The organism is Bradyrhizobium ottawaense (assembly GCF_002278135.3).
In the GTDB taxonomy this organism is placed as follows: Bacteria; Pseudomonadota; Alphaproteobacteria; order Rhizobiales; family Xanthobacteraceae; genus Bradyrhizobium; species Bradyrhizobium ottawaense.
In genome coordinates this window covers 2,901,456-2,921,410 of sequence record NZ_CP029425.2, presented here as the reverse complement: position 1 = coordinate 2,921,410, position 19,955 = coordinate 2,901,456, and the positions used below count along the sequence as shown (strand labels likewise).

Here is a 19,955-nt window from a genome sequence, read left to right as displayed (position 1 = left end):
GTCCGCAGCGAGCTTCCGCAATGAGCGCACCGGCCGGGATCATCAGCGATTTGCGCGCCCGGCTGGACTCGAAAGCCGCGCTGACGAGATTGGTGCTGCTGCACAGCGCCGTCACCTGCCTGTCGCTGATCGAGGTCGCGACCTTTCAGCTCTCCATCGACTTCGACCCGAAGCGCCTCTGGATCGCGGTCATCGTTGCGGCCGGCTTTTCCGTCGTCTCGCTGCTGTTTGCCTCAGCCCGCTTCTGCTTCGGCTATTTCGTCGGGTTCTATTTCTACACGATGATCCTGGGCTTCCTGTGGATCGACGTCTTCTCCGACTACAATTACCCGCGATTGCTTGCCGGAGTTTCCGCGGCATTGGCGCTGCTGCTCTGCCTGATGCCCGTGCTGTTCATCCGGGCACCGCTGCGACAGTTCGTGCCAATGTCCAATGCCCGCTTCGAGCATTTGCTGACGCTTATCCTCCTGGTCTCCATCGTCACCATCGCCGTCGCTTCGACCTACAATTTCCGCCTGGTCTCGATCGCGAACATCTATGACTACCGTGACACGCTCGAATTCCCAGGATTGCTGCGATATCTCATAGGATGGGTTTCCAGCGCGCTGCTGCCGTTTGCCTTCGCCAGCTACTGGCTGCTCGGCTATCGGTGGCGCGCAGGACTGGCGCTGGTCCTGCTCCTGCTATTCTATCCCATCACGCTGACGAAGTTCGCGTTCTTCACGCCAGCCTGGTTGATCGCGCTGGTGGTGCTGTCGCGGCTGCTGGAGGCGAGAGCATCGGTCATCGCCTCGATCTTCGTCCCGATGCTGATCGGGCTGCTCGTGATCTGGGTGACGGAGGCGAGCCTGAGGAGCATTCCCGGCAGGTATTTCGATATCGTCAACATCCGGATGATGGCGACGGCATCGGGCGCGCTCGAGCTCTACAACGATTTCTTCGCCAACCACCCGCTGACCTGGTTCTGCCAGATCTCCGTGCTCAAGCCGTTGATGCATTGTCCTTACGATGAGCCGCTCGCGGTGGTCATGCAGAACACTTACGATTTCGGCAATGTGAACGCCTCGCTGTTTGCGACGGAAGGCATTGCGTCCGTCGGCCCGTGGCTGGCACCGCTGACCGCGCTCGCAGCAGGTCTCGTGCTGGCGCTCGGCAACCGCGCCTCCGCGGGCCTGCCGCCCCGCTTCGTGCTGATGTCGTCGGGTGTGCTGCCGCACATCCTGCTCAACGTGCCGCTCTCCGTCGCCATGCTCACCCACGGCACCGCCATCCTGTTCCTGCTCTGGTACGTGATGCCCCGCACCCTGTTCGAAGAAAAGCCGTGAGCCGTGCGCATCCTGATCCTCAACGCCGACTATCCGCGCTTCCTCGCCTGGCTCTACCGGCGCACGCCAGGCCTGGAGAACGCGCCTTATGCGGCGCAGATGGCGGCGCGGAACGCCAGCCTGTTCGGCGTCGCCGATTTCTATTCGCGCAATTTCGGCGGCCTCGGGCACGCCGCCGCCGACATCCATGTCAATAATCCCTGGATGCGGGCGGCCTGGGCGCGAGAGCACGGGCTTGCCGTCACCGAGCCGCCGCCGCCCGGCACACCGGCCGCGCGCGATGCCGTTCCCGGCTGGCTGCAACGCGCGGTCGCCCCCTTCAAACCGGTGCTGCGGCCGCTCGCGCGCAAGGTCGGCCTCAGTCCGCGCCTTGATGCCGAAGCAGAAAAGATCCTGCTGGCGCAGATCGAGGACTTCAAGCCCGATCTCGTCCTCAACCAGGATCTGTTTCACGTCGACACGCGCCTGGCGCGCCGGATCAAAGGGATCGGCCGCCCCATCCTGGTCGGCCAGATTGGCATCTCGCCCTCACGCGGCGAGGACTGGTCGGTCTACGATCTCATGATCTCGCAGATGGCCGCGGTGGTGGACTTCTTCCGTGCCCACGGAGCGCGCGCCGAAGTGGTCCATCTCGCCTTCGAGCCCGGCATCCTCGACGTCCTGCCGCCGCCGCCCTCGCAGGAATTCGACGTCACCTTCGTCGGGGCCGTGTCAGCCGATCACCAGCTTCGCGTCGCGCAGCTCGAAGCGGTGGCGCGGCGCTACGATCTCAAACTGTTCGGCAGCGGTCTGCACTCCCTTCCCGCATCCTCGCCGCTGCACCGCTGCTACCAGGGCGAGGTGTGGGGCTCTGAGATGTACCAGGCACTGCGCGCCTCGCGCGTCACCCTCAATTCGCACATCGACATGGCCGGCCGCGAGGCCGGCAATGCCCGCCTGTTCGAAGCGACCGGCGTCGGCGCGTTCCTGCTCACCGACTTCAAGGACAATCTGCACAAATTGTTCGCTCCCGAGCGCGAGGTCGTTGCGTGGCGCAGCGTCGAGGACTGTCTCGCGTTGATCGATCGGTATCTCGCCGACGACACGGCGCGCCAGTCCATTGCCAAGGCGGGACAGGCCAGGACATTTGCCGCACACACTTTTCGCCGGCGTGTCGAAGAGATCCTAGGTTACATCAGCTGAATTCCGCATCGGCTGGCGGAGCAATCGTCATGATCCGTCCACCCTTGACGGTCCCGGCCAAAATGGCCAAAGTGCACAGCGGGACAGCTATCTCTCTCTAATCGCAGCGATTTTTTCGAGGCCCACGATGGAACACGTCGAACAAGTTCGATTCGGCGACCAGCTCTACGCGATCATCGTGCGGGCCTCGTTCCGCGAGCCGGGCATCCACTTCTTTTCGACGCCGGAGCTGTCCCAGCAGCTCGCCTTCATGAGCCATCCGCAAGGCAAGACCATCGAGCCTCATCGCCACAACAAGGTGACGCGGGAGGTGCACTACACCCAGGAAGTCCTGCTGATCCAGAAGGGCAAGCTCCAGGTCGATTTCTACACGGTCGAGGAAAAATATCTCGAAAGCCGCGTGCTCGGTGCCGGCGACATCATCCTGCTCTGCAGCGGCGCTCATGGTTTCCACGTGCTCGAGCCGCTCGAGATGTTCGAGATCAAGCAAGGTCCCTATTCCGGCGAGAACGACAAGACCCGGTTTGCCGAAGCCTCCCCGTCCGAAATCCGGATCAAAGGCCCAAACCCGTGACCGCACCGTTCATTCCCGTCAACACGCCGCTGCTCGACGGCAACGAAGCCGATTATCTCGCCGAATGTATCCGGACCGGATGGATCTCCTCTGAGGGACCGTTCATCAAGCGCTTCGAGCAGGCCATGGCCAAGGCAGCGGGACGACGACACGGCATCGCCGTCACCAACGGCTCGGTCGCGCTCGATATCGCCGTCCACGCGCTTGGCCTCGATGAGGGGTCCGAAGTCATCATCCCGACCTTCACGATCATCAGCTGCGCCGCCGCCCTGGTGCGCGCCGGCCTCGTCCCGGTCGGGGTCGACTGCGATGCCGCGACCTGGAACATGACGGCCGAGGGTGTGGAAGCCGCGATCACGCCGCGCACGCGCGCGATCATGCTGGTCCACATCTACGGTCTACCGGTCGATCTCGATCCGATCCTGGCGCTGGCCCGCAAGCACGATCTGAAGGTGATCGAGGACGCCGCCGAGATGCACGGCCAGACCTATCGCGGCGCGCCCTGCGGCAGCTTCGGCGAAGTCTCGACCTTCAGCTTCTATCCGAACAAGCACGTCACGACCGGTGAAGGCGGCATGATCCTCACCGACGACGACGCGCTCGCCGATCGGCTGCAGGGCTACCGCAATCTCTGCTTCCAGCCGCAGCAACGCTTCGTCCACGAGGAGCTCGGCTGGAACGCGCGCATGACCAACCTCCAGGCTGCGCTTGGTGTCGCCCAGGTCGAGCGTCTGCCGCGCACGGTCGAGATCAAGCGCCGGATCGGCCGGCTCTATGACGAACATCTCGCAGGCCTCAACCGCATCCGCCGCCCCGTCGCCCGCACTGGCTATGCCGACAACATCTACTGGGTCTACGGCGTCGTGTTGAACGACGACGTGCCGTTCGACGCCAAGGAAGCGATGCGGCGCCTCGGCGAAAGGGGCATCGGGACCCGGCCGTTCTTCTGGTGCATGCATGAGCAGCCGGTGCTGCGCCGGATGGGCCTGATGCGCGACGAAAGTCATCCGAATGCGGAATACATCGCCCGGCGCGGTTTTTACCTGCCGAGCGGGCTTGCCCTGACCGACGACGAGATCGCGCGCTCGGCCGCGGCGCTGAAGGAGATCCTGGCGTGACGGTGTTCGCCGACTACGCGCCCTGGTATGATCTTCTCTATCAGGACAAGGATTACGCGGCCGAGACGGCATTCGTCGAAGCGCGCCTGCGCGACCACGGCGTTTCCTCGGGCAAGCTGCTCGATCTCGGCTGCGGCACCGGCCTGCACGCGCTCGCCTTCGCGCGCCAGGGGTGGAACGTTGCCGGCATCGATCTCAGCGACGAGATGATCGCGCGCGCCAAGACGCGCGCCGGGCAAGCCGGGCTGTCGATTCCGTTCCGGCAGGGTAATGCCTGCGAGACGGGTCCCGAACGCGATTTCGATGCAGTGGTGTCGCTGTTCCACGTCGCAAGCTATCAGACCAGCCGCGATGCGCTGACGGCCATGTTCTGCACGGCCCATGCGGCGTTGAAGCCGGACGGCGTCTTCTTCTTCGACTATTGGTACGGCGGCGCGGTGTTGGCGCAGGGCGTCGAGACGCGCGTCAAGGTGATCGAGCAGAAGCCGCTGCGCCTCACCCGCATTGCGCAATCCGATCATGACGAACAGGCCGCGACCGTCACCGTGAACTACACCCTGTTCTGCGAGGACCTGGATCGCGCCACGATCAAGCGTGTCGATGAAGCGCACCACATGCGCTACTGGTTTCCGGTCGAGATCGACGCGGCGCTCGTGGCAAGCGGCTTCCAGGGCGCCGCTCACGCTGCATGGTTGACGCAGGACGCGCCGAACTCGAAGAGCTGGGCGGCCTATGCGATCGCCAGAAAGAGTGTTGCACCGTGAGACCGCTGCGGCTCGCCGTGATGCTGGAACAGGCGCTCGAGGTCGGCGGCGGCTTCCAGCAGCCGCTCAATGACCTGCTCTGGCTGCGCGACTGGGCGGCCAAGTCGGGCAACGAGATCGTGGTGTACTCGCCCTATCCGAAGACCCTGGACATCCTGAAGGAGTTCGGCGTCGCGGCGCGCCTGCTCAAGTTCGGCCCGCTCGACCATGTCTTCCTGTTCCTGAAATATTGCGGGCCGTTCGATCTCGTCCAGATCGCGCTGAAGCTGAAATCGCCGTTCGAGCGTGCGCTGATCCGCGACGGCATCGACGTCGTGCACTTCACGTCGACCTCGAAGCGGCACCTGCTGCTCTACGAGCTGCCGTTCATCATCACGATCTTCGACGGCTGCCACCGCGACGCGCCGGAGTTTCCGGAAGTGAGGACGTTCGGCGAATTCGAGCGCCGTGAGATCCTGTTCGGCCTCGCCAGCACCAAGGCCGCGGTGGTGATCGTCAACGCGCCGGAGCTGGTCGACGATCTCTGCCGCCGCTATGCCATGGAAAAAGAGCGCGCGGTCTGCATCCCGTTCTCGCCCTCCACCTATGTCAGCCAATCCACATCCGACGCCGCAGACGACGAGGCGGTGCTGTCACGATACCGCCTCGAGCCCGGCTATCTGTTCTATCCAGCGCAATTCTGGCCGCACAAGAACCACATGACGCTGCTCGCGGCGCTCGCAAGCTTGCGCGAGCGGGGCATCACCGAACGGCTGGTGCTGTGCGGATCGGATCGCGGCGGCCGCGACAAGATCGATGCGGCGATCCGCACCTTTGGCCTGTCGGACCAGATCTCCATCATCGGCTTCGTCGAGTCCGCCGAGCTCGGCGCGCTGTATCGCGGCGCCGCGGCACTGGTGATGCCGAGCTATTTTGGCCCGACCAATCTTCCACCGCTGGAAGCCTGGGCGGTCGGCACGCCCGTGATCTATCCCGAGGCCTTCAAGGCCCAGGCCGGCGACGCCGCGATCCTGTTCGACTATGACGACCCGCGCTCGCTCGCGGATGCGATCGTCAGCCTGCGTACCGACGGCACGCGCGAGCGGCTGCGCGCGGCCGGTCACCTCCGCCTTGCGCAGTTTGCCGAGGAGACCAACGCCGGCCACCAGCAATTCGCCCGTCATCTCGAACGATTGAAGCACCGTCTGGCATTGACCGCGCGTTGAATAGCAACAGCTAGGCAGGAATCAGCGCCCGCAACCGCTCGCGCAGAGTTGTGCTCAACAGCGGGCTTGCGAGCATGCCGACCACGGTCAGCCAGATCGCGCATTGCACGATGAAGTGCACGAGCCCGCTCCCCGGCACCAGTACGATGATCGCCTGCCCGATCAGCCAGCCTGCTCCCACGACAATAACGGCCATGAGCATCAGGAAGGCGATGTGCTTGAACGGATGATGCAGGGTCTGGCGCATGACGATCAGCGCGAGCAGTCCGAACTGGATGAGGATGTCGCTTGCGACCACGGCGAGCGCGGCGCCAAGCGGCCCCAGATGCGAGATCAGGGCGAAGGACAGCGCCAGGAAGACCACGAGCTGGAGGCCTTTGGTCCGGATCAGGAGATCGCCGCGATTGCTGTGATTGGCAAAGACCAGAGCCAGCAGCGATGGCGCGACGGCCGCCGAGCCGAGCAGCAGCGTCACCGTGAGCGGCGCGTCGTAGGGGATGCTGCCATGGGTCCACAACGCGAAGAAGTCCGGCCAAAACGGCAGCAGGCCCGCGACGATCAGGCACGCCAGGGCCGTCACGAACACCGAGCCGTGGGCGTAGAGCCGGCGCAGCCGATCCTTGTCGCCGACCGCGTGGTCGTGGCCGAGCTCGGCGGCGAGCGGCAGCGTCACCTGGAGGCAGAGACCGCGCACCAGGCTCGCGATCACGCGCGTCAGGCCCCATTGCGCCACCGCGACGCGGTTCGTGACCAGCGCGGAGACGAGCAGCACGGGGACGTTGACGAGCGCAAGCTCGGTGATGTTGGCGACCGCGAAGGGCACCGCGCGGCCGAATTGCCCGAGGCTCCAGCGCAGCGATGGCGACACCAACGGCGGCTTGCCGGCGCGGCGCAGGAACGGAAACAGTCGCGGCGCGTCGAACGCAGCGAGCAGGATCGCGAACAGGAGCTGCATCGACACGAAGGCTATCGCGACCGCAAGCAGGCTGCCGAACAATGCGAGCGCCGCAAGCTGGGCGATCTGTCCAAGCAGCAGCGCGGCGTTTTGCAGCCAGACCGTCCGGCCGTAATGGCCGCGCACCCGATAGAGGCCGGAGACGAGGTTGGCGGGGACGGTCAGAAGCATGCCCAGCGTCATCACCAGCATCGCAGCATCGAATGTCGGCGCGGCCTGAAAGCCGAGCACCGCCGATGGCGGCGCGAGGACCACCGCCGCGCACAGCAGGACACCCAGCACCGCCACGATGGCGAGATAGATCCGCAGCAGGGCCGAATAGAAATTCGCCGTGCGCCCGTCGCAATCGGCGCAAGCCTTGAACGCGAGAAAGCGGTTGATCGCGCGAAGCTGCAGTCCGGCATCCGCCACGACGACGAGGCTTCCCGCCGCATAGATCGCGAGCCAGGCCGCGAGCATGTCGCCGGTCCAGACATGCAGGAAGGCCGGGATGAGCAGGAGCTGCTGAGACAGCCCCAGCGCCATCTGGACCAGGTTGGCGGACCAGCCCTGCAAGAGGCGGCGGCCGCGACTGATGCCGGCAGGTCTGCTCGAACCGTCGGCCGTGCCGGGCCCGTCAATTTGCTTGTCGGTCAAGCCGCGTCCTTCCCGTCAAGCAAACGGCCGCGCGCCCACGAGCGCTCAGAGCCCATCCGACTCGCCGTTCTTCGGCGTCGAGCGCGGCACGAAGGGGGAGAACGATGGATCGGCCGGGCCCGGCATCGTCAGCTTGCCCCCGGCATCTGCCGGCGGGCTCGCGGCAGCGGCAGGGTCCGGCCGCTGGAGCACCAGCACCTCGCTGCGCTCGCCCTGCTTGAACGTCACCTCGCGCGGCTGCACCGAGGTCAGCGACCAGCCTGCGAGCGATTCGCCCTGCCGCAGACGCACGACCTTCTGATCGGTGCGGTTGACGAGAATTGCGATCGCATCGCCCTCGCCCACCACGGCCCCGACCAGCGACAACGGCGGCGGCGCCTCGACTGGCTTGGGCAGCGGCGCGGGACTTTCCTCGACCGGCGATGCGGCGACCGCGCGCGGCGGCGGCCGGCGCATGGCCGAGAAGATCGGGCGTTCCTGGGTCGCGGTCAGCGCCGAGAGCGGCACCGACCACAGCGGATTGCCGCGAGGAATGGGCTTGCCTGGCGCCTGCTGCGCGGGCCGCGCGATCGGCTTCATCGTCCCGACATCGACACTTTCAGCTGGATTGCCCGCCGCGTCGTCCGACAGGACATCAACGCGCGATGAGGTGGCCGCCATGGTCCCGGCTATGCCCAGAACCATGCACAGCGCGGCCAATCCTGTCGGCCTCAGCCACCCGGACATCGACATTCCCCTGCGACCACCGGCCGCGCCACGCGACGGCGAGGCATCCGCGCCAAACTAGTTCCGATCTGCGGCGTCATCAACCCACACCGTCCGGCCCAACCCGACGCGCAGGTCCAAATCTGCCCCGCACCTGTTGCAATGCATGAATATGTTGCCCGATGGCCACGATGGCTGAAAATGCAAAGCGAAACAGGGAGGAAGCCGGCGCAAATGGATATCCGTTCATTGCAGGCCGTTGCGGCGCCATGAGATCATGGCATGGGCGCCGGGCCTCGGCACGCGCCCCGGTTGCATGTTTGCGATGATTTCTTTGCTGATTTGAGACGATCGGATGGCTGGACCGACAATGGCAGGTGGAAGGATTGGATACGGGCTGCGATCCGTCACGCGCCACTCGCTGGCCATACTCCTCGCCACCACGGCGCTCGGCGTCGTCGCCGCGCATGCCGTGGACGGCACGTGGACGGGCGGCTCCTCCGACTGGACGGATCCAACCAACTGGTCCTCCAATCCGAGCGTGCCCGACGAGACCGCAACCTTCACCAACACCGGAAGCACGGCGGTCGACAACAACAACGGTGTCGTCAGCATCGGCACGATCCAGTTCGCGAACACCTCGCAGGCTTATACATTCACGATCGGCAACCCGTTCATCGTCAACGCCACGGGCATCATCAACAACGATACGGTCAATACCCAGACCTTCCAGGTCACCTCCGGCAACAATCTGGTGTTCCAGAACAGCAGCACCGCGAGCGGCGGCGCCGGGGCCGTGACGATCACGAACGATGTCGGCGGCAACGTCAACTTCATCCAGGACAGCACGGCGGGAACGGCAAGCCTCGCCAACAGCGGCTTCGTCACGTTCGAGGATTCGGCCTCTGCCGGCAGCGCCCAGATCACCAACAATGCCACCGGTCAGATCGATTTCTTCACCAACGCCTCGGCCGGCACGGCGACGATCAACAACGGCGCAGGCGGGGTGCTGAACTTCCACAACACCACCACCGCCGCCACCTCGTCCATCATCAACGACGGAACGGTGAACTTCGACGGCTCCGCCACCGCAGGCAGCGCCACGATCACCACCAACAACGGCGCGACGACGAACTTCACCGGCACCTCTAGCGGCGGCAGCGCCAAGTTCATCACCAATGCCGGCGGCACGGTCGACATCTCAGGCCTGACCAGCGGCGGCACGACGGCCGGCTCGATCGAAGGCGCCGGCAATTATGTTCTCGGCGCCAACACGCTCACCACCGGCAGCCTCAACACCTCGACCCAGGTCGACGGCATCATCTCCGGCACCGGCGGCCTGACCAAGGTCGGCACCGGCACGCTGACGCTGGCCGGCACCAACACCTATGCCGGCGCAACGACGATCTCGGCCGGAACGCTGGCGATCTCGGGCTTTGGCAGCATCTCGTCATCCAGCGTCGTCACGGTGGACACGACGTTCGACATCTCGGCGTCCGCGGTTCCGTTCAACGCCATCACGACGCTCGCCGGCAGTTCCTCCGGCGTCGTCAACATGGGCAGCAACGGGCTCGTGATCACCAACGGCTCCACCGAGTTCGCGGGGGTGATCCAAGGCACGGGCGGGCTCGAGGTTTTCGGCGGAACCCAGACGCTCTCGGGCGTGAACAGCTACAGCAACGCCACCCAGATCGACGCGGGCGCGACGCTGGCGCTGAAGGGCAGCGGCTCGATCGCGAATTCGCTCTACGTTGGATTCGCCGGCGCAGGCGCAACGTTCGATATTTCCCAGACCACGTCCGGCGCGTCGGTGACCCGGCTCTTGTCGTTCGGTCCCAACGGCGTCGTTGCGCTGGGATCGAAGACGCTGACCGTCACGGTCGGCAATTCCTTCGGCGGCGTGATTCAGGACGGCGGCATCGGTGGCGGCACCGCCGGCAACCTCGCCATCGCGAGCGGAGCCGTGCAGCAGCTCTACGGCATCAACACCTATACCGGCACCACGACCATCGCGAGCGGCGGCGAACTGGATCTCATCAACGCCGGCGGCAGCGACGGCAGCATCGCGACCTCGAGCAATGTCATCGCCAACGGCGTCTTCGACATCTCGGCCTTGAGCACCGGCACCTCGATCAGGTCGCTGTCGGGCTCGGGCGCGGTCAATCTCGGCGCCAACACGCTGACGATCACCAATGGCAACAGCACCTTCGCCGGCGTCATCGACGATGGCGCCGCGGGTGGCGGCCTCACGCTCGCCGGCGGCACGCAGACGCTGACTGGCATCAACACCTATACCGGCGCCACCGCCGTGAACGGCGGCACGCTGGTGGTGGACGGCTCGATCCTGAATAGCCCGGTCACCGTCAACGCCGGCGGCACCCTCGCCGGCAGCGGCACGATCGCCGGCGTCGGGGTCAATGGCGGCACGCTGGCGCCCGGCAGCGCGGCGAGCCCGTTCGGCCCGATGACGATCAGCGGATCGCTGACCTTTACCGCCGCCTCGACCTATCTGGTGCAGGTCTCCTCGACCAACGCCAGCCTCACCCAGGTCACGGGCGCGACCGACCTCGGCGGCGCGACCGTGCGCGCGAACTTCACCTCAGGCACGGTCAAGAAGCAGTACACGATCCTGACCGCGGCCGGCACCCTGGTCGGCAGCACCTTCAATCCGACCGTTTTGTCGAACATGCCGACGCTCAACGCGACGCTGAGCTACGACGCCAGCACCGTGTTCCTCAACGTCAACGTCAATTTCGCGCAAGGCGGCGGGCTCAACGTCAACCAGCAGAACGTCGCGAATACGCTGACCAATTTCTTCAACACCACTGGCGGCATTCCCGCGGCCTTCGCTGCGCTGTCGCCGGCGGGGCTGACGACCGCCTCGGGTGAGCTCGGCACCGGCATCATCCAGTCCGCGATCAATGCCGACGGCCAATTCCTGAACCTGATGCTCGACCCGACCGTCGTCGGACGCAGCGGCGGCTTCGCCAAGGCGGGCAGCGTCGCCCAGTTTGCCGAGAGCGATAACGCAGCCTCCTATGCGTCGATGCGGCCGGCCACCGCGCGCGAGCGCGAGGCTTATGCGATGGCGACCAAGGCGCCGCTGCTGTCCTCGCAGCCGAGCAGCCGCTGGAGCGTCTGGACCGCGGGCTATGGCGGCTCGGCCGAGGTCGGCGGCAATGCCACGGTCGGCTCGCAGGATTTGACCGCGCGGGTCTGGGGCGGCGCGGCCGGCGCGGACTATCGGGTCTCGGTCGACACACTGGTCGGCTTCGCGCTCGGCGGCGGCGGGCTGAACTACTCGCTCGCCAATGCGATGGGCTCGGGCTCGGCCGATTTGTTCCAGGCCGGCGTCTATGGCCGGCACAATTTCGGACCGGCCTACATCTCGGCCGCACTCGCCTATGGCTGGCATGACGTCACCACCAACCGCACCGTAGCGCCGGGCGGCTTCGACCAGCTCCAGGGCCGCTTCAAGGCCGACACGTTCTCGGCCCGCTTCGAGGGCGGCTATCGCTTCACGACGCCGCTGATCGGCATCACGCCCTACGCTGCGGCACAGGTGACGAACTTCAACCTGCCGAACTATTCCGAAGTCAGCCTCAATGGCGGCGGGCTGTTCGCGCTGAATTACGCTTCGCAATCGCTGACCGACACCCGCTCCGAGCTCGGCCTGCGCACCGACAAATCGTATGCGATGCAAAACGGCGTGCTGACGCTGCGTGGCCGCGCCGCCTGGGCGCACGACTACAATCCGGACCGCGCCGTCACCGCTCTGTTCCAGACCCTGCCGGGCACCAGCTTCGTCGTGAACGGCGCCAGGGTCGATGCCGACTCCGCGCTCGTCAGCGTCAGCGCCGAGATGAAATGGTTGAGCGGCTTCTCGATCGCCGGCACCTTCGACGGCGAGTTCTCCGGCAACGTCACCAGCTATTCCGGCAAGGGCGTGTTCAAGTACAGTTGGTGACCCGGCGAGCCCGCCGGTGAGCTGACGATCCCGCCCTACTTCCCCGCCTGCCACTGGCCCGAGACGCCCAAAATCACCCTGACGCGACCGGCGCCGGCGTCGCTCAACGCCGTCGTCTGCGGCACCTGGACGTCGAGCTGATCGACGAACAGGAACGGCATGCCGGCCTCGAGATCGTACAGCAGCCTCTGGAGCGCCGGCTGCTCGAGCTCGCAGCTCACGACGAGGCCGACGAAGCCGTCCTTCGCTTGCGCGCCGGACACATCGACCTGCGAGGACTGAACCTGGCCGCCGACATTGCCGACCGCAGCGGCAACGCGCTGCAGCAGATTGGCGCCGGCGACCGTCACGGTCGGTCCCTCCAGGAACGGCGTGCCGGGATGCTCGGCCATTGCCGCCGCGGCGTTCTTGGTGCCGCCCTTGCGGCCGCGAAACTGGTCGAGCAGGTCGGAGGTCTGCGCCAGCGCCTGGCGATGGGCGAGAATTTCGGCGATCGACAGCCCCGCCGTCAGCAACAGCGCGCCGGCAACGGCCACATAGAGCGTGACCGCGATCAGCGGCGAGCTCGCAAGCGCCCGCGCGACCGCATTGCCGCCGGTGACTTTTGCGCTGCTCATGGCACGTTCCTCGGCTCGATCTGCGCCTCGATGTGGAAGCGCTCACCGGGATCGGAGGAGTTGCGCGTGGTCGGGGCGTAAAAGGTCGCGCGGGTGAAATGCTGCGACTGCTCGATCAAGGGGATCAGCGAGGGCGCATCGCGGGTGATGCCGCCGATCTGTACTTTGTTGCCCGCCAGATGCAGCTCGGTGACATAGGTGTGGTCCGGCAACACCCGGCTCAGCGTTTCCAGCACGATCACGCTCGCCGGCGTCTCGTATTTGCGGCGTTCGAGCAGCGCGAGCGGCGAGCGCTCGCCGCCGTCACTGCCGCGGAGCGCGGCGCGGCGCTGGGTGATCTGCCGTTCGAGCTCCCTCTCCTGCGCGCTGAGGCTGTCGGCCAGATAGCTCGCCACGACCGATCCGGCCACCGCTGCGACGGCAGTGAGAGCCAACACCGCCTGCAGCGCCCGGCTCAGCCGCGCCGGGTCGACCGCGCCGCGCGATCTCTGCTCGAACACCTTGATGCGTCCGCCCGCAGTCGCCTCCGTCGCGATCGCGACCGCCGACGGATGGAAGGACGCCACGGCCTCGACATAGCTCATCGCCACCTTGCGCGGCGCCGCGGCGATCTCGGTCGTGATGCTGTCGCTGCCATGCGGCGCCGGGGCGCGGCAGCCGAACACGGCTTCGCTCGCGTTCCACGGCGTCAGCCGGTCGATCTGCGCCCGCACGATGCCGTCGAGGAAATCGGCCGCGCGCGCAGGCAGCTCCAGCGGACGAAACAGGAAGCGCGACGGCCGCAGCACGATCTCGACGCGGCTGCCACGGACGATCTGCGCGAGATTGGCGCCTGAAAACTTGCCATCCGCGAACGCGATCTCCTTCGGGGCGTTCTCCGCCTTCGCCGCCTCCAGCGCGAACGCGCCGGTCTCGCTTTCGACCAGCCGTACCACCCGCGGCGACACGGTCCGCTCCAGGGCGCGCACGAGCGTGCCTTCCACGGTGCCGGTCCAGGCATCGAGAATGGCGCGGAGGGAATCGAGCGAGCTCATCTCACAGAGGCTTTCCGGCGGAGCCGTCGACGGCGTTGTGCCACGACAATACACGATACGGCTCATCGCCGCTTTCGAGAAGCAGGATGACGATCTCAGCCGACCTCCGCCGATGCGACGGCAGCTCGACCGCGACCGTCAGCCGGTACGCCTTCGAGCCCTCGACCGTCACATTGGTGCCGCCGGCAAGCCCGACCAGGGCTCGGGAATCGACGTTGGGGTCGGCGCGGTCGCGCAGCACCTGTTGCAGCATCCCGGGCGTCATGCCCGGCAGCGCCGCCACCACCTGCGGCGCGGCGTCGAGCACGTTCACCGCCCGCATGTTGCTGAACACGGTGACGAAGGGCAGCACGCGCTCCACGACCGCGGCCGGAATGCCGCGCACCAGCCAGAGCTCCTCGCTGTGCGGAAACGGCGCGTGGCGCGGCAGATAGGGCGCGCCGAGCGTGCGATAGTAGGAATCCTCCGGATTGTCCTGGCCGGGCTCCGTCGACGAGCGCCAGGCCAGGATCCGGTCGGCATAGACGGGCGCATCCGTCGCCGACACACCGAGCGCCGTCATCAGGCCCGACAGCAGCGGCTTCGGCGCCATGTTGAGATCGACGCGCGCCGCCTCCGAGCGGAACGTCACGCTCACCCGTCCGGTACCGACGCGGGCATTGAAGGTGCCGCTGGTCGGACGCGTCGCCTCGTTCTGCGCCGTCAGGCGGTAGGCCGCAAGTTCGATCCCCGCGTTCACCAGCGCATCGGCCTGCACCCTGTCGGCACTGACGGCGACCGTGACCGCCGTGTTGGTGACATAGGTCAGGTAGATCAGCGCCAGCGCCGCCAGCGCCGCCAGCATCCAGAGCACGGCGACCACGATGAAGCCGCGGCTCTCGGCAAGCCTCGCCTGGTCGTGCCTTGAGCCGCTCACAACTGCTGCTCCTGTTTCTCCGCCTGCTGCGGCCGGGTACGCGCCGTGACGCAAGTCGCCGGATTCTTGGCCCGCGCGCATTCGGCCGGCGCCGTGATGTGCGGGACCACCGCGCCCGAGACCGCGAGCACCTGGCCGGTCGCGCTGTCGCGCACGGTGATACGGATACGGTCCGGCAGCTGCGCCTGCCCGCGCCAAATCGGCTGCCACTGACCGTCCGGTCCGGCATAGGCGAAGCTCACGCGGAACGGCGCCCGGATCAGCACGACCTGATCGACGAAGCGGATCTGCCCGTCGGTCGGCATCGGTTGGAACGGCGCGCGCTCGCGCACCAGCGCCAGTCCCTGCGCGTCGGCCTTTTCGATCAGGCGGACGAATTCGAGGCCCGGACGCGTGCTCGGACCGATTGCCGTGCGCAGGAAGGTGACCGACAATTCGGCGCCGTCGAACAGCGGCACCCTGGCATCGCCATTCAATGTAATTTGCTCGGCAACCGTGAGGTCGGCGACGATGCGGTCGAGACCGGTTGCGAGACGCTCGGCCCGCTGCACGCGGGCAATGCCGCGATTCCAGTTCGGCAGCCATTGCGCCGTCACGGTCGCCAGCGCCGCCAGGATGACAGTCATCAGCAGGGTTGCGAGCAGCACTTCGAGCAGGGTGAAGCCGGCTTCGTCGGCAAGTGTGCGGCGCAGGCGCTTCATTGCCAGACGCTTCATTGCGAAGCCCTCGGCACCAGCTTCACCGTCGTGACCTGGATGGCGCTGCCGTCGGCGCGCTGGAGGCGCAGATTGACGGCCAATGGCATGAAGCGATCGCTGGCGGGATCGCCGCCCGGCACGTTCATCGGCGCAACGTCGACCCGCCAGCGGCTGCCGGCGAGATCGCCGCTGCGCCGGCCGGGCTTCAGCAGGGAGCGCGCCGGCAGGTCCGCAAGCAGGGTCTCGGCCGTGCCGGCGAGTGCCAGCCGCTGGTCGATCGCGCGCGTGCCCTTCGCCGTCGTGGCGATGACCGAGCCGATCGTCCCGAGCACGACCGCGATGATCGCGAGCGCGACCAGCGCCTCGATCAGGGTGAAGCCGGCGTTATCAGAGCAGCTTCTGCGGGACAATCTCGACGCCTCCGGTCAGCCAGTTGACGCGCACCTCATATCCCATGCCGGGCCGCGCCAGCGCGATCACCCCGCCGCACGACATGCCCGATGGAAAGAAATCGATCGACCGCCCCGCGGCCCGGTCGGCACAGCGCGAGGCCAGCATCGCCTGCACCACCACGTCGCCGGGCAAGCGGATGGTCCGCCCGGTGACGCCGGAACGAATCGCGCGCGCCTCCGCATCCACCTGGGTCGCCACCCTGGTTTGCCGGCGCAGCGCGGCGTTGCGGTCGGCTTTCAGCAGCGCCGCAGTCTCGACCGCATAGCTCTCCAGCCTGGCCCGCGTCGTCGTACGCGGGACAGCCGGCAGGATGATCGCCGCGAGCAGGCCGATGATCGCGAGCACGCACAGGATCTCGATCAGCGCAAAGCCGCGCGTCTCGCCAATGCCCTCAGCGCGCGCCGCTGACAATGTCGGCCGCCGTTCCACTGCCGCCTTCCTGACCGTCCGACCCCAGCGATATGATCTCATAGGGCGCGCTCGCGCCCGGCGCGCGATAGACGTAGATGTGACCCCAGGGATCGCTCGGCACGACACCGCCGCGCAAATAGGGCCCATTCCAACCGGCCTGGTTGGAGTTGCGGGTCAGTGCGGAGAGGCCTTCGTTCGACGTGGGATAGCGGCCGAGATCGAGAAAGTAGAGATCGAGCGCGCTGGAGAAGCTCTCGATCTGGATCTTGGCCGCCTTCGCCTTGGACTCGCTGAGATAATTCAGCACCCGCGGGCCGACCAGCGCCATGATCATCCCGATGATGGTGATGACGACCAGCATCTCGACCAGGGTGAAGCCCGCCTCCCCACGGGCCGCGCGCCGACGACCCCGCTTTGATGATCGATGTTTCGTCACCTCAAATCCCTCCAACTATCAATTCAACCGACAATCTGGCTCACCGACATCAGCGCCGTCATCACCGACGTGATCAGGCCGCCGACGACCAGCGAGATCGCGATGATTGCCGCCGGGCCCGCGATGCCGACGGCGCGGTCCAGCGTGCGCTGCAATTTGGCCTCATAGAATTCAGCGACGCGGCCCGACAGCATCGGCAATTGCCCGGTCTCGTCGCCGAGCCGGAGCATGCGCACCGCCATGGCGGGCAGCGCCTCCGTCTCGGCCAGCGCGTCGGACAGTTTCGAACCATGGCGAACGCGGTCAGCGGCATCGCTCCAGACCGCGGACGGGCCGGTCGTCGCCATCATGTCGACGAGGATGCGCAGCGTAATGGTGAGATTGACGCCGCTGCCGAGCAGCAGGCCGAGATTGCGGCAGAACAGCGCCGTCCGGTACGCGCTCATCACGTTGCGGATTGCCGGCAGCCGCGTGATCGCATTGGCGACGGCGCGGCGGACGCGCTCTTGCCGAAGCAGCAGCCACGCCACCCCGATAGTGACCGCAAGACCAGCCAACACCGCATCGGAATTGCCGCGCAGGAAGGTGGAGATGTTGAGGAAGACGCCGACGACGGGATCGATCTTGGCGCCGAAATCCTGCAACACGGATGCGAACTGCGGCAGCACGAAGGTGAGGAAGAACAACAGCACGCAGCCCGCCGCGCCCAGCACGAACAAGGGATAGCGGATTGCATCCGACAGCCGCCGCCGCAACGCCTCGCTGCGGGTACGCTCGCCGGCCAGCACCTCCAGCACCTGGTCCAGCGATCCCGAGGCCTCGCCGACCCGCACCAGCGCGACATACATCGGCGGGAACAGCCCCTCGTGCCGCGCCAGCGCTTCGGCAAAGCTCTCGCCCGCGACGACCCGCGAACGGATGTCGGCAACGACCGGGCGCAGCCGGCCGAAATCGGGATCGGTCGCGAGCAGCTCCAATCCGTCGTTGATGCGGGCGCCGGCGCGCAACAGCAGCGCAAGGTCGCGGGTGAGGATGGTGACGTCTTCCGGCTTCGGCCTGTTGAAGAGGCTGGACACGCGGCCCGCCGAGCCGCCCTCCTCCGGCGTGACATTGTCGACCAGCACGAGACCGAGCCGCTCGATCCGCTGCGCGACGTCGCCCGGCGCAGGCGCGGCAATGGCGCCGGAGACCAGTTCGCCGTTGGCGTTGAGCGCGCGGTAGCGATAGTTCGGCATGCGTTAGCGCACCGTCGTGACGCGGAAGACCTCGGGCACGGTGGTGAGCCCCGCCCGGCATTTGGCCACCGCATCCTCCAGCATCGTCGTCATGCCGCCCCGCATCGCGGCGGCGTCGATCGAATGGGAGTCGGTCTGCGGGCCGATCAGCGCGCGCACCTCGTCGGACATTTCGAGGATCTCGAACACGCCGTTGCGGCCGCGATAGCCGGTGCCGCCGCAGCGTTCGCAGCCGCCGGCCGCGTGCACGACCTCGCCGCACTTGAAGCCGATCACCGCAAAGCGCGGGTCCTCGGCGAGATCCGCCTCGGTCAGCGCATGCGGGACCTTGCAGCGGTCGCACAGCACGCGCACCAGGCGCTGCGCCACCACCGCGCGCAGCGTCGACTTCAGCAGGAAGCCCTCGATGCCGAGATCGATCAGGCGCGGTACGGCGGCCGCGGCCGTCTCGGTGTGCAGCGTCGTCAAGACGAGATGGCCGGTGAGTGCCGCGTGAATCGCGATATGCGCGGTCTCGGCATCGCGGACTTCGCCGACCATGATCACGTCGGGGTCCTGGCGGACGAAGGCGCGCATGGCGGAGGCGAAGGTCAGTCCGATCGACGGCTTGACCTGGGACTGGTTGATGCCGGGAATCTCGTATTCGACCGGATCCTCGATGGTGAGGATCTTGCGCGTCGGCTCGTTCAGGATCGACAGCATGGTCGCGAGCGTCGTGGTCTTGCCACTGCCGGTCGGTCCGGTGACCACGATCATCCCGTGCGGCATCGCGAGCAGCCGCGTCATCACGCTCTCGTCGCGCGCGGCGAGACCGAGCTTGCTCATCTCCAGCAGGCCGCGGTCGCGCGGCAAGAGGCGGATGACGGCGCTCTCGCCGTGCTGCGTCGGCATGGTCGCGACGCGGACGTCGATCTCGCTGCGCCCGACCCGCACCCGGGCCGCGCCGTCCTGCGGCAGGCGCCGCTCGGCGATGTTGAGGCTGGCGAGAATCTTGATGCGCGAGATCAGCGCCTGCGGCGGAATGCCGTGCGGCGACGGCAGCGCGCGCAACAGGCCGTCGACGCGCATGCGCACCGTGAGCCCGGCACGGAACGGCTCGACGTGGATGTCGCTGGCACGCAGATCCACCGCGCGTTCCAGGAGATCGTTGAGCGCGCGCACGACCGGAGCGCCGCTGGCGAGATCGCGCAGGCTCTCGATGTCGTCGTCTGAGAGCTGCGCAACGTTCCTGCCGCTTCGATCGGCATTTGCATCGTCGGCATCGGCCCGTTGATCGAGCACCGTGGTGATGTCCTCGTATGAGGCGACGACGACATCGACCGGTGCTCCGAACACGATTTCGGCGGCGCGAATGGCCGCCGTGTCGGAGGGGTCGGCGACAGCCAGCCGGAAAACATCGTTGGGCGCACTGAAAGGAAAGATGGTGGATTCACGCAGGAAGCGGCGCGAGAAGCCGTCGAGGCAAGGCGTGGCCGCGAGCAGTTGCGGAAGGCTCAGCCGCGGCAGACCAAAATGGTCGGAGACTTCATCCGCGAATTCGGCCGCGGAAAGATCGGTGGCCTCCCACAATTCACGCAAGGGACGCGTGAGCGCGGGGGTGGCCGATTTGTCGACATGGGCATGCGCCCGCGGCGGCAATGAGTATTTTTCCAGGAGGTGCTGTCGGAAGCTATCTGCGGAGCGGTCGCGCATCGCATTCACAGCATTGACCTTGTTACCTGAAT

At 66.6% G+C, this 19,955-nt stretch carries 18 protein-coding genes; 7 read left to right on the top strand and 11 right to left on the bottom strand.

Annotation, left to right across the window (positions count from 1 at the left end; genetic code table 11):
- The first annotated feature begins 20 nt into the window (after positions 1 to 20).
- The 6 genes from CIT37_RS13815 (at position 21) to CIT37_RS13790 (ending at position 6,168) form a co-directional block, all read left to right on the top strand.
- Complete coding sequence (locus CIT37_RS13815; protein ID WP_095425658.1) at positions 21 to 1,325, top strand: hypothetical protein; 1,305 nt, start codon at positions 21 to 23, stop codon at positions 1,323 to 1,325.
- Positions 1,326 to 1,328: 3 nt separating this feature from the next.
- Entirely contained in the window at positions 1,329 to 2,507 is a 1,179-nt protein-coding gene (locus tag CIT37_RS13810) for a CgeB family protein (RefSeq protein ID WP_095425659.1), read from the top strand.
- Between the two features lie 127 nt (positions 2,508 to 2,634).
- On the top strand, positions 2,635 to 3,081 hold the full coding sequence (locus tag CIT37_RS13805) for a cupin domain-containing protein (protein WP_095425660.1): 447 nt from the start codon (positions 2,635 to 2,637) through the stop codon (positions 3,079 to 3,081).
- Positions 3,078 to 4,199: a DegT/DnrJ/EryC1/StrS family aminotransferase gene (locus CIT37_RS13800; RefSeq protein ID WP_095425661.1), complete on the top strand. Its 1,122-nt coding sequence runs from the start codon at positions 3,078 to 3,080 to the stop codon at positions 4,197 to 4,199. The genes CIT37_RS13805 and CIT37_RS13800 overlap by 4 nt, the downstream gene beginning before the upstream one ends.
- A complete protein-coding gene (locus tag CIT37_RS13795) occupies positions 4,196 to 4,963 on the top strand; it encodes a class I SAM-dependent DNA methyltransferase (protein WP_095425662.1) in 768 nt (255 codons plus the stop codon). Before CIT37_RS13800 ends, CIT37_RS13795 begins: the two co-directional genes overlap by 4 nt.
- Positions 4,960 to 6,168: a glycosyltransferase family 4 protein gene (locus CIT37_RS13790; RefSeq protein ID WP_095425663.1), complete on the top strand. Its 1,209-nt coding sequence runs from the start codon at positions 4,960 to 4,962 to the stop codon at positions 6,166 to 6,168. Before CIT37_RS13795 ends, CIT37_RS13790 begins: the two co-directional genes overlap by 4 nt.
- Before the next feature lie 10 nt (positions 6,169 to 6,178).
- On the opposite strand, the gene CIT37_RS13785 is transcribed toward CIT37_RS13790, so the two are convergent.
- Positions 6,179 to 7,759: an MATE family efflux transporter gene (locus CIT37_RS13785; protein ID WP_095425664.1), complete on the bottom strand. Its 1,581-nt coding sequence runs from the start codon at positions 7,757 to 7,759 to the stop codon at positions 6,179 to 6,181.
- Between the two features lie 45 nt (positions 7,760 to 7,804).
- Positions 7,805 to 8,485, bottom strand: a complete 681-nt coding sequence (locus CIT37_RS13780; protein WP_095425740.1) for a hypothetical protein — start codon at positions 8,483 to 8,485, stop codon at positions 7,805 to 7,807.
- A gap of 334 nt (positions 8,486 to 8,819) precedes the next feature.
- Here CIT37_RS13780 and CIT37_RS13775 point away from each other — a divergent pair, with 334 nt between their 5' ends.
- On the top strand, positions 8,820 to 12,431 hold the full coding sequence (locus tag CIT37_RS13775; RefSeq protein ID WP_095425665.1) for an autotransporter domain-containing protein: 3,612 nt from the start codon (positions 8,820 to 8,822) through the stop codon (positions 12,429 to 12,431).
- A gap of 35 nt (positions 12,432 to 12,466) precedes the next feature.
- Here the strand turns inward: CIT37_RS13775 and gspM are convergent, their stop codons facing one another.
- Genes gspM through CIT37_RS13730 form a run of 9 tightly spaced genes read right to left on the bottom strand, consistent with a single transcriptional unit; the run spans position 12,467 to position 19,923 of the window.
- Entirely contained in the window at positions 12,467 to 13,048 is a 582-nt protein-coding gene (gene gspM, locus CIT37_RS13770; protein ID WP_095425666.1) for a type II secretion system protein GspM, read from the bottom strand.
- The gene (locus CIT37_RS13765) at positions 13,045 to 14,082 is read right to left on the bottom strand and encodes a PilN domain-containing protein (protein ID WP_152036335.1); all 1,038 of its coding nucleotides are present in this window, start codon (positions 14,080 to 14,082) and stop codon (positions 13,045 to 13,047) included. The genes gspM and CIT37_RS13765 overlap by 4 nt, the downstream gene beginning before the upstream one ends.
- Before the next feature lies 1 nt (position 14,083).
- A complete protein-coding gene (locus CIT37_RS13760) occupies positions 14,084 to 14,998 on the bottom strand; it encodes a type II secretion system minor pseudopilin (protein ID WP_095425668.1) in 915 nt (304 codons plus the stop codon).
- The gene (locus CIT37_RS13755; RefSeq protein ID WP_095425669.1) at positions 14,995 to 15,714 is read right to left on the bottom strand and encodes a general secretion pathway protein GspJ; all 720 of its coding nucleotides are present in this window, start codon (positions 15,712 to 15,714) and stop codon (positions 14,995 to 14,997) included. The genes CIT37_RS13760 and CIT37_RS13755 overlap by 4 nt, the downstream gene beginning before the upstream one ends.
- Positions 15,711 to 16,106: a type IV pilus modification PilV family protein gene (locus tag CIT37_RS13750; RefSeq protein WP_095425670.1), complete on the bottom strand. Its 396-nt coding sequence runs from the start codon at positions 16,104 to 16,106 to the stop codon at positions 15,711 to 15,713. Before CIT37_RS13750 ends, CIT37_RS13755 begins: the two co-directional genes overlap by 4 nt.
- Entirely contained in the window at positions 16,084 to 16,578 is a 495-nt protein-coding gene (locus tag CIT37_RS13745; protein ID WP_095425671.1) for a prepilin-type N-terminal cleavage/methylation domain-containing protein, read from the bottom strand. Before CIT37_RS13745 ends, CIT37_RS13750 begins: the two co-directional genes overlap by 23 nt.
- The gene (gene gspG / locus CIT37_RS13740) at positions 16,541 to 16,996 is read right to left on the bottom strand and encodes a type II secretion system major pseudopilin GspG (RefSeq protein ID WP_095425741.1); all 456 of its coding nucleotides are present in this window, start codon (positions 16,994 to 16,996) and stop codon (positions 16,541 to 16,543) included. The genes CIT37_RS13745 and gspG overlap by 38 nt, the downstream gene beginning before the upstream one ends.
- Positions 16,997 to 17,019: 23 nt before the next feature.
- Positions 17,020 to 18,231 (bottom strand): type II secretion system F family protein, encoded by a 1,212-nt coding sequence (locus tag CIT37_RS13735; protein ID WP_095425672.1) that lies wholly within the window; start codon positions 18,229 to 18,231, stop codon positions 17,020 to 17,022.
- A 3-nt stretch (positions 18,232 to 18,234) separates the two neighbouring features.
- Complete coding sequence (locus tag CIT37_RS13730; protein WP_246553913.1) at positions 18,235 to 19,923, bottom strand: GspE/PulE family protein; 1,689 nt, start codon at positions 19,921 to 19,923, stop codon at positions 18,235 to 18,237.
- Between the last annotated feature and the right edge of the window lie 32 nt (positions 19,924 to 19,955).

Excerpts from the sequence above, each read along its gene's own strand:
- CIT37_RS13735 (WP_095425672.1), bottom strand. The coding sequence starts at position 18,231 with ATGCCGAACTATCGCTACCGCGCGCTCAACGCCAACGGCGAACTGGTC.
- CIT37_RS13730 (WP_246553913.1), bottom strand. The coding sequence starts at position 19,923 with ATGCGCGACCGCTCCGCAGATAGCTTCCGACAGCACCTCCTGGAAAAA.
- CIT37_RS13780 (WP_095425740.1), bottom strand. The coding sequence starts at position 8,485 with ATGTCCGGGTGGCTGAGGCCGACAGGATTGGCCGCGCTGTGCATGGTT.
- CIT37_RS13755 (WP_095425669.1), bottom strand. The coding sequence starts at position 15,714 with ATGAAGCGTCTGGCAATGAAGCGCCTGCGCCGCACACTTGCCGACGAA.
- gspM (WP_095425666.1), bottom strand. The coding sequence starts at position 13,048 with ATGAGCAGCGCAAAAGTCACCGGCGGCAATGCGGTCGCGCGGGCGCTT.
- CIT37_RS13805 (WP_095425660.1), top strand. The coding sequence starts at position 2,635 with ATGGAACACGTCGAACAAGTTCGATTCGGCGACCAGCTCTACGCGATC.
- CIT37_RS13765 (WP_152036335.1), bottom strand. The coding sequence starts at position 14,082 with ATGAGCTCGCTCGATTCCCTCCGCGCCATTCTCGATGCCTGGACCGGC.
- CIT37_RS13815 (WP_095425658.1), top strand. The coding sequence starts at position 21 with ATGAGCGCACCGGCCGGGATCATCAGCGATTTGCGCGCCCGGCTGGAC.
- CIT37_RS13775 (WP_095425665.1), top strand. The coding sequence starts at position 8,820 with ATGGCTGGACCGACAATGGCAGGTGGAAGGATTGGATACGGGCTGCGA.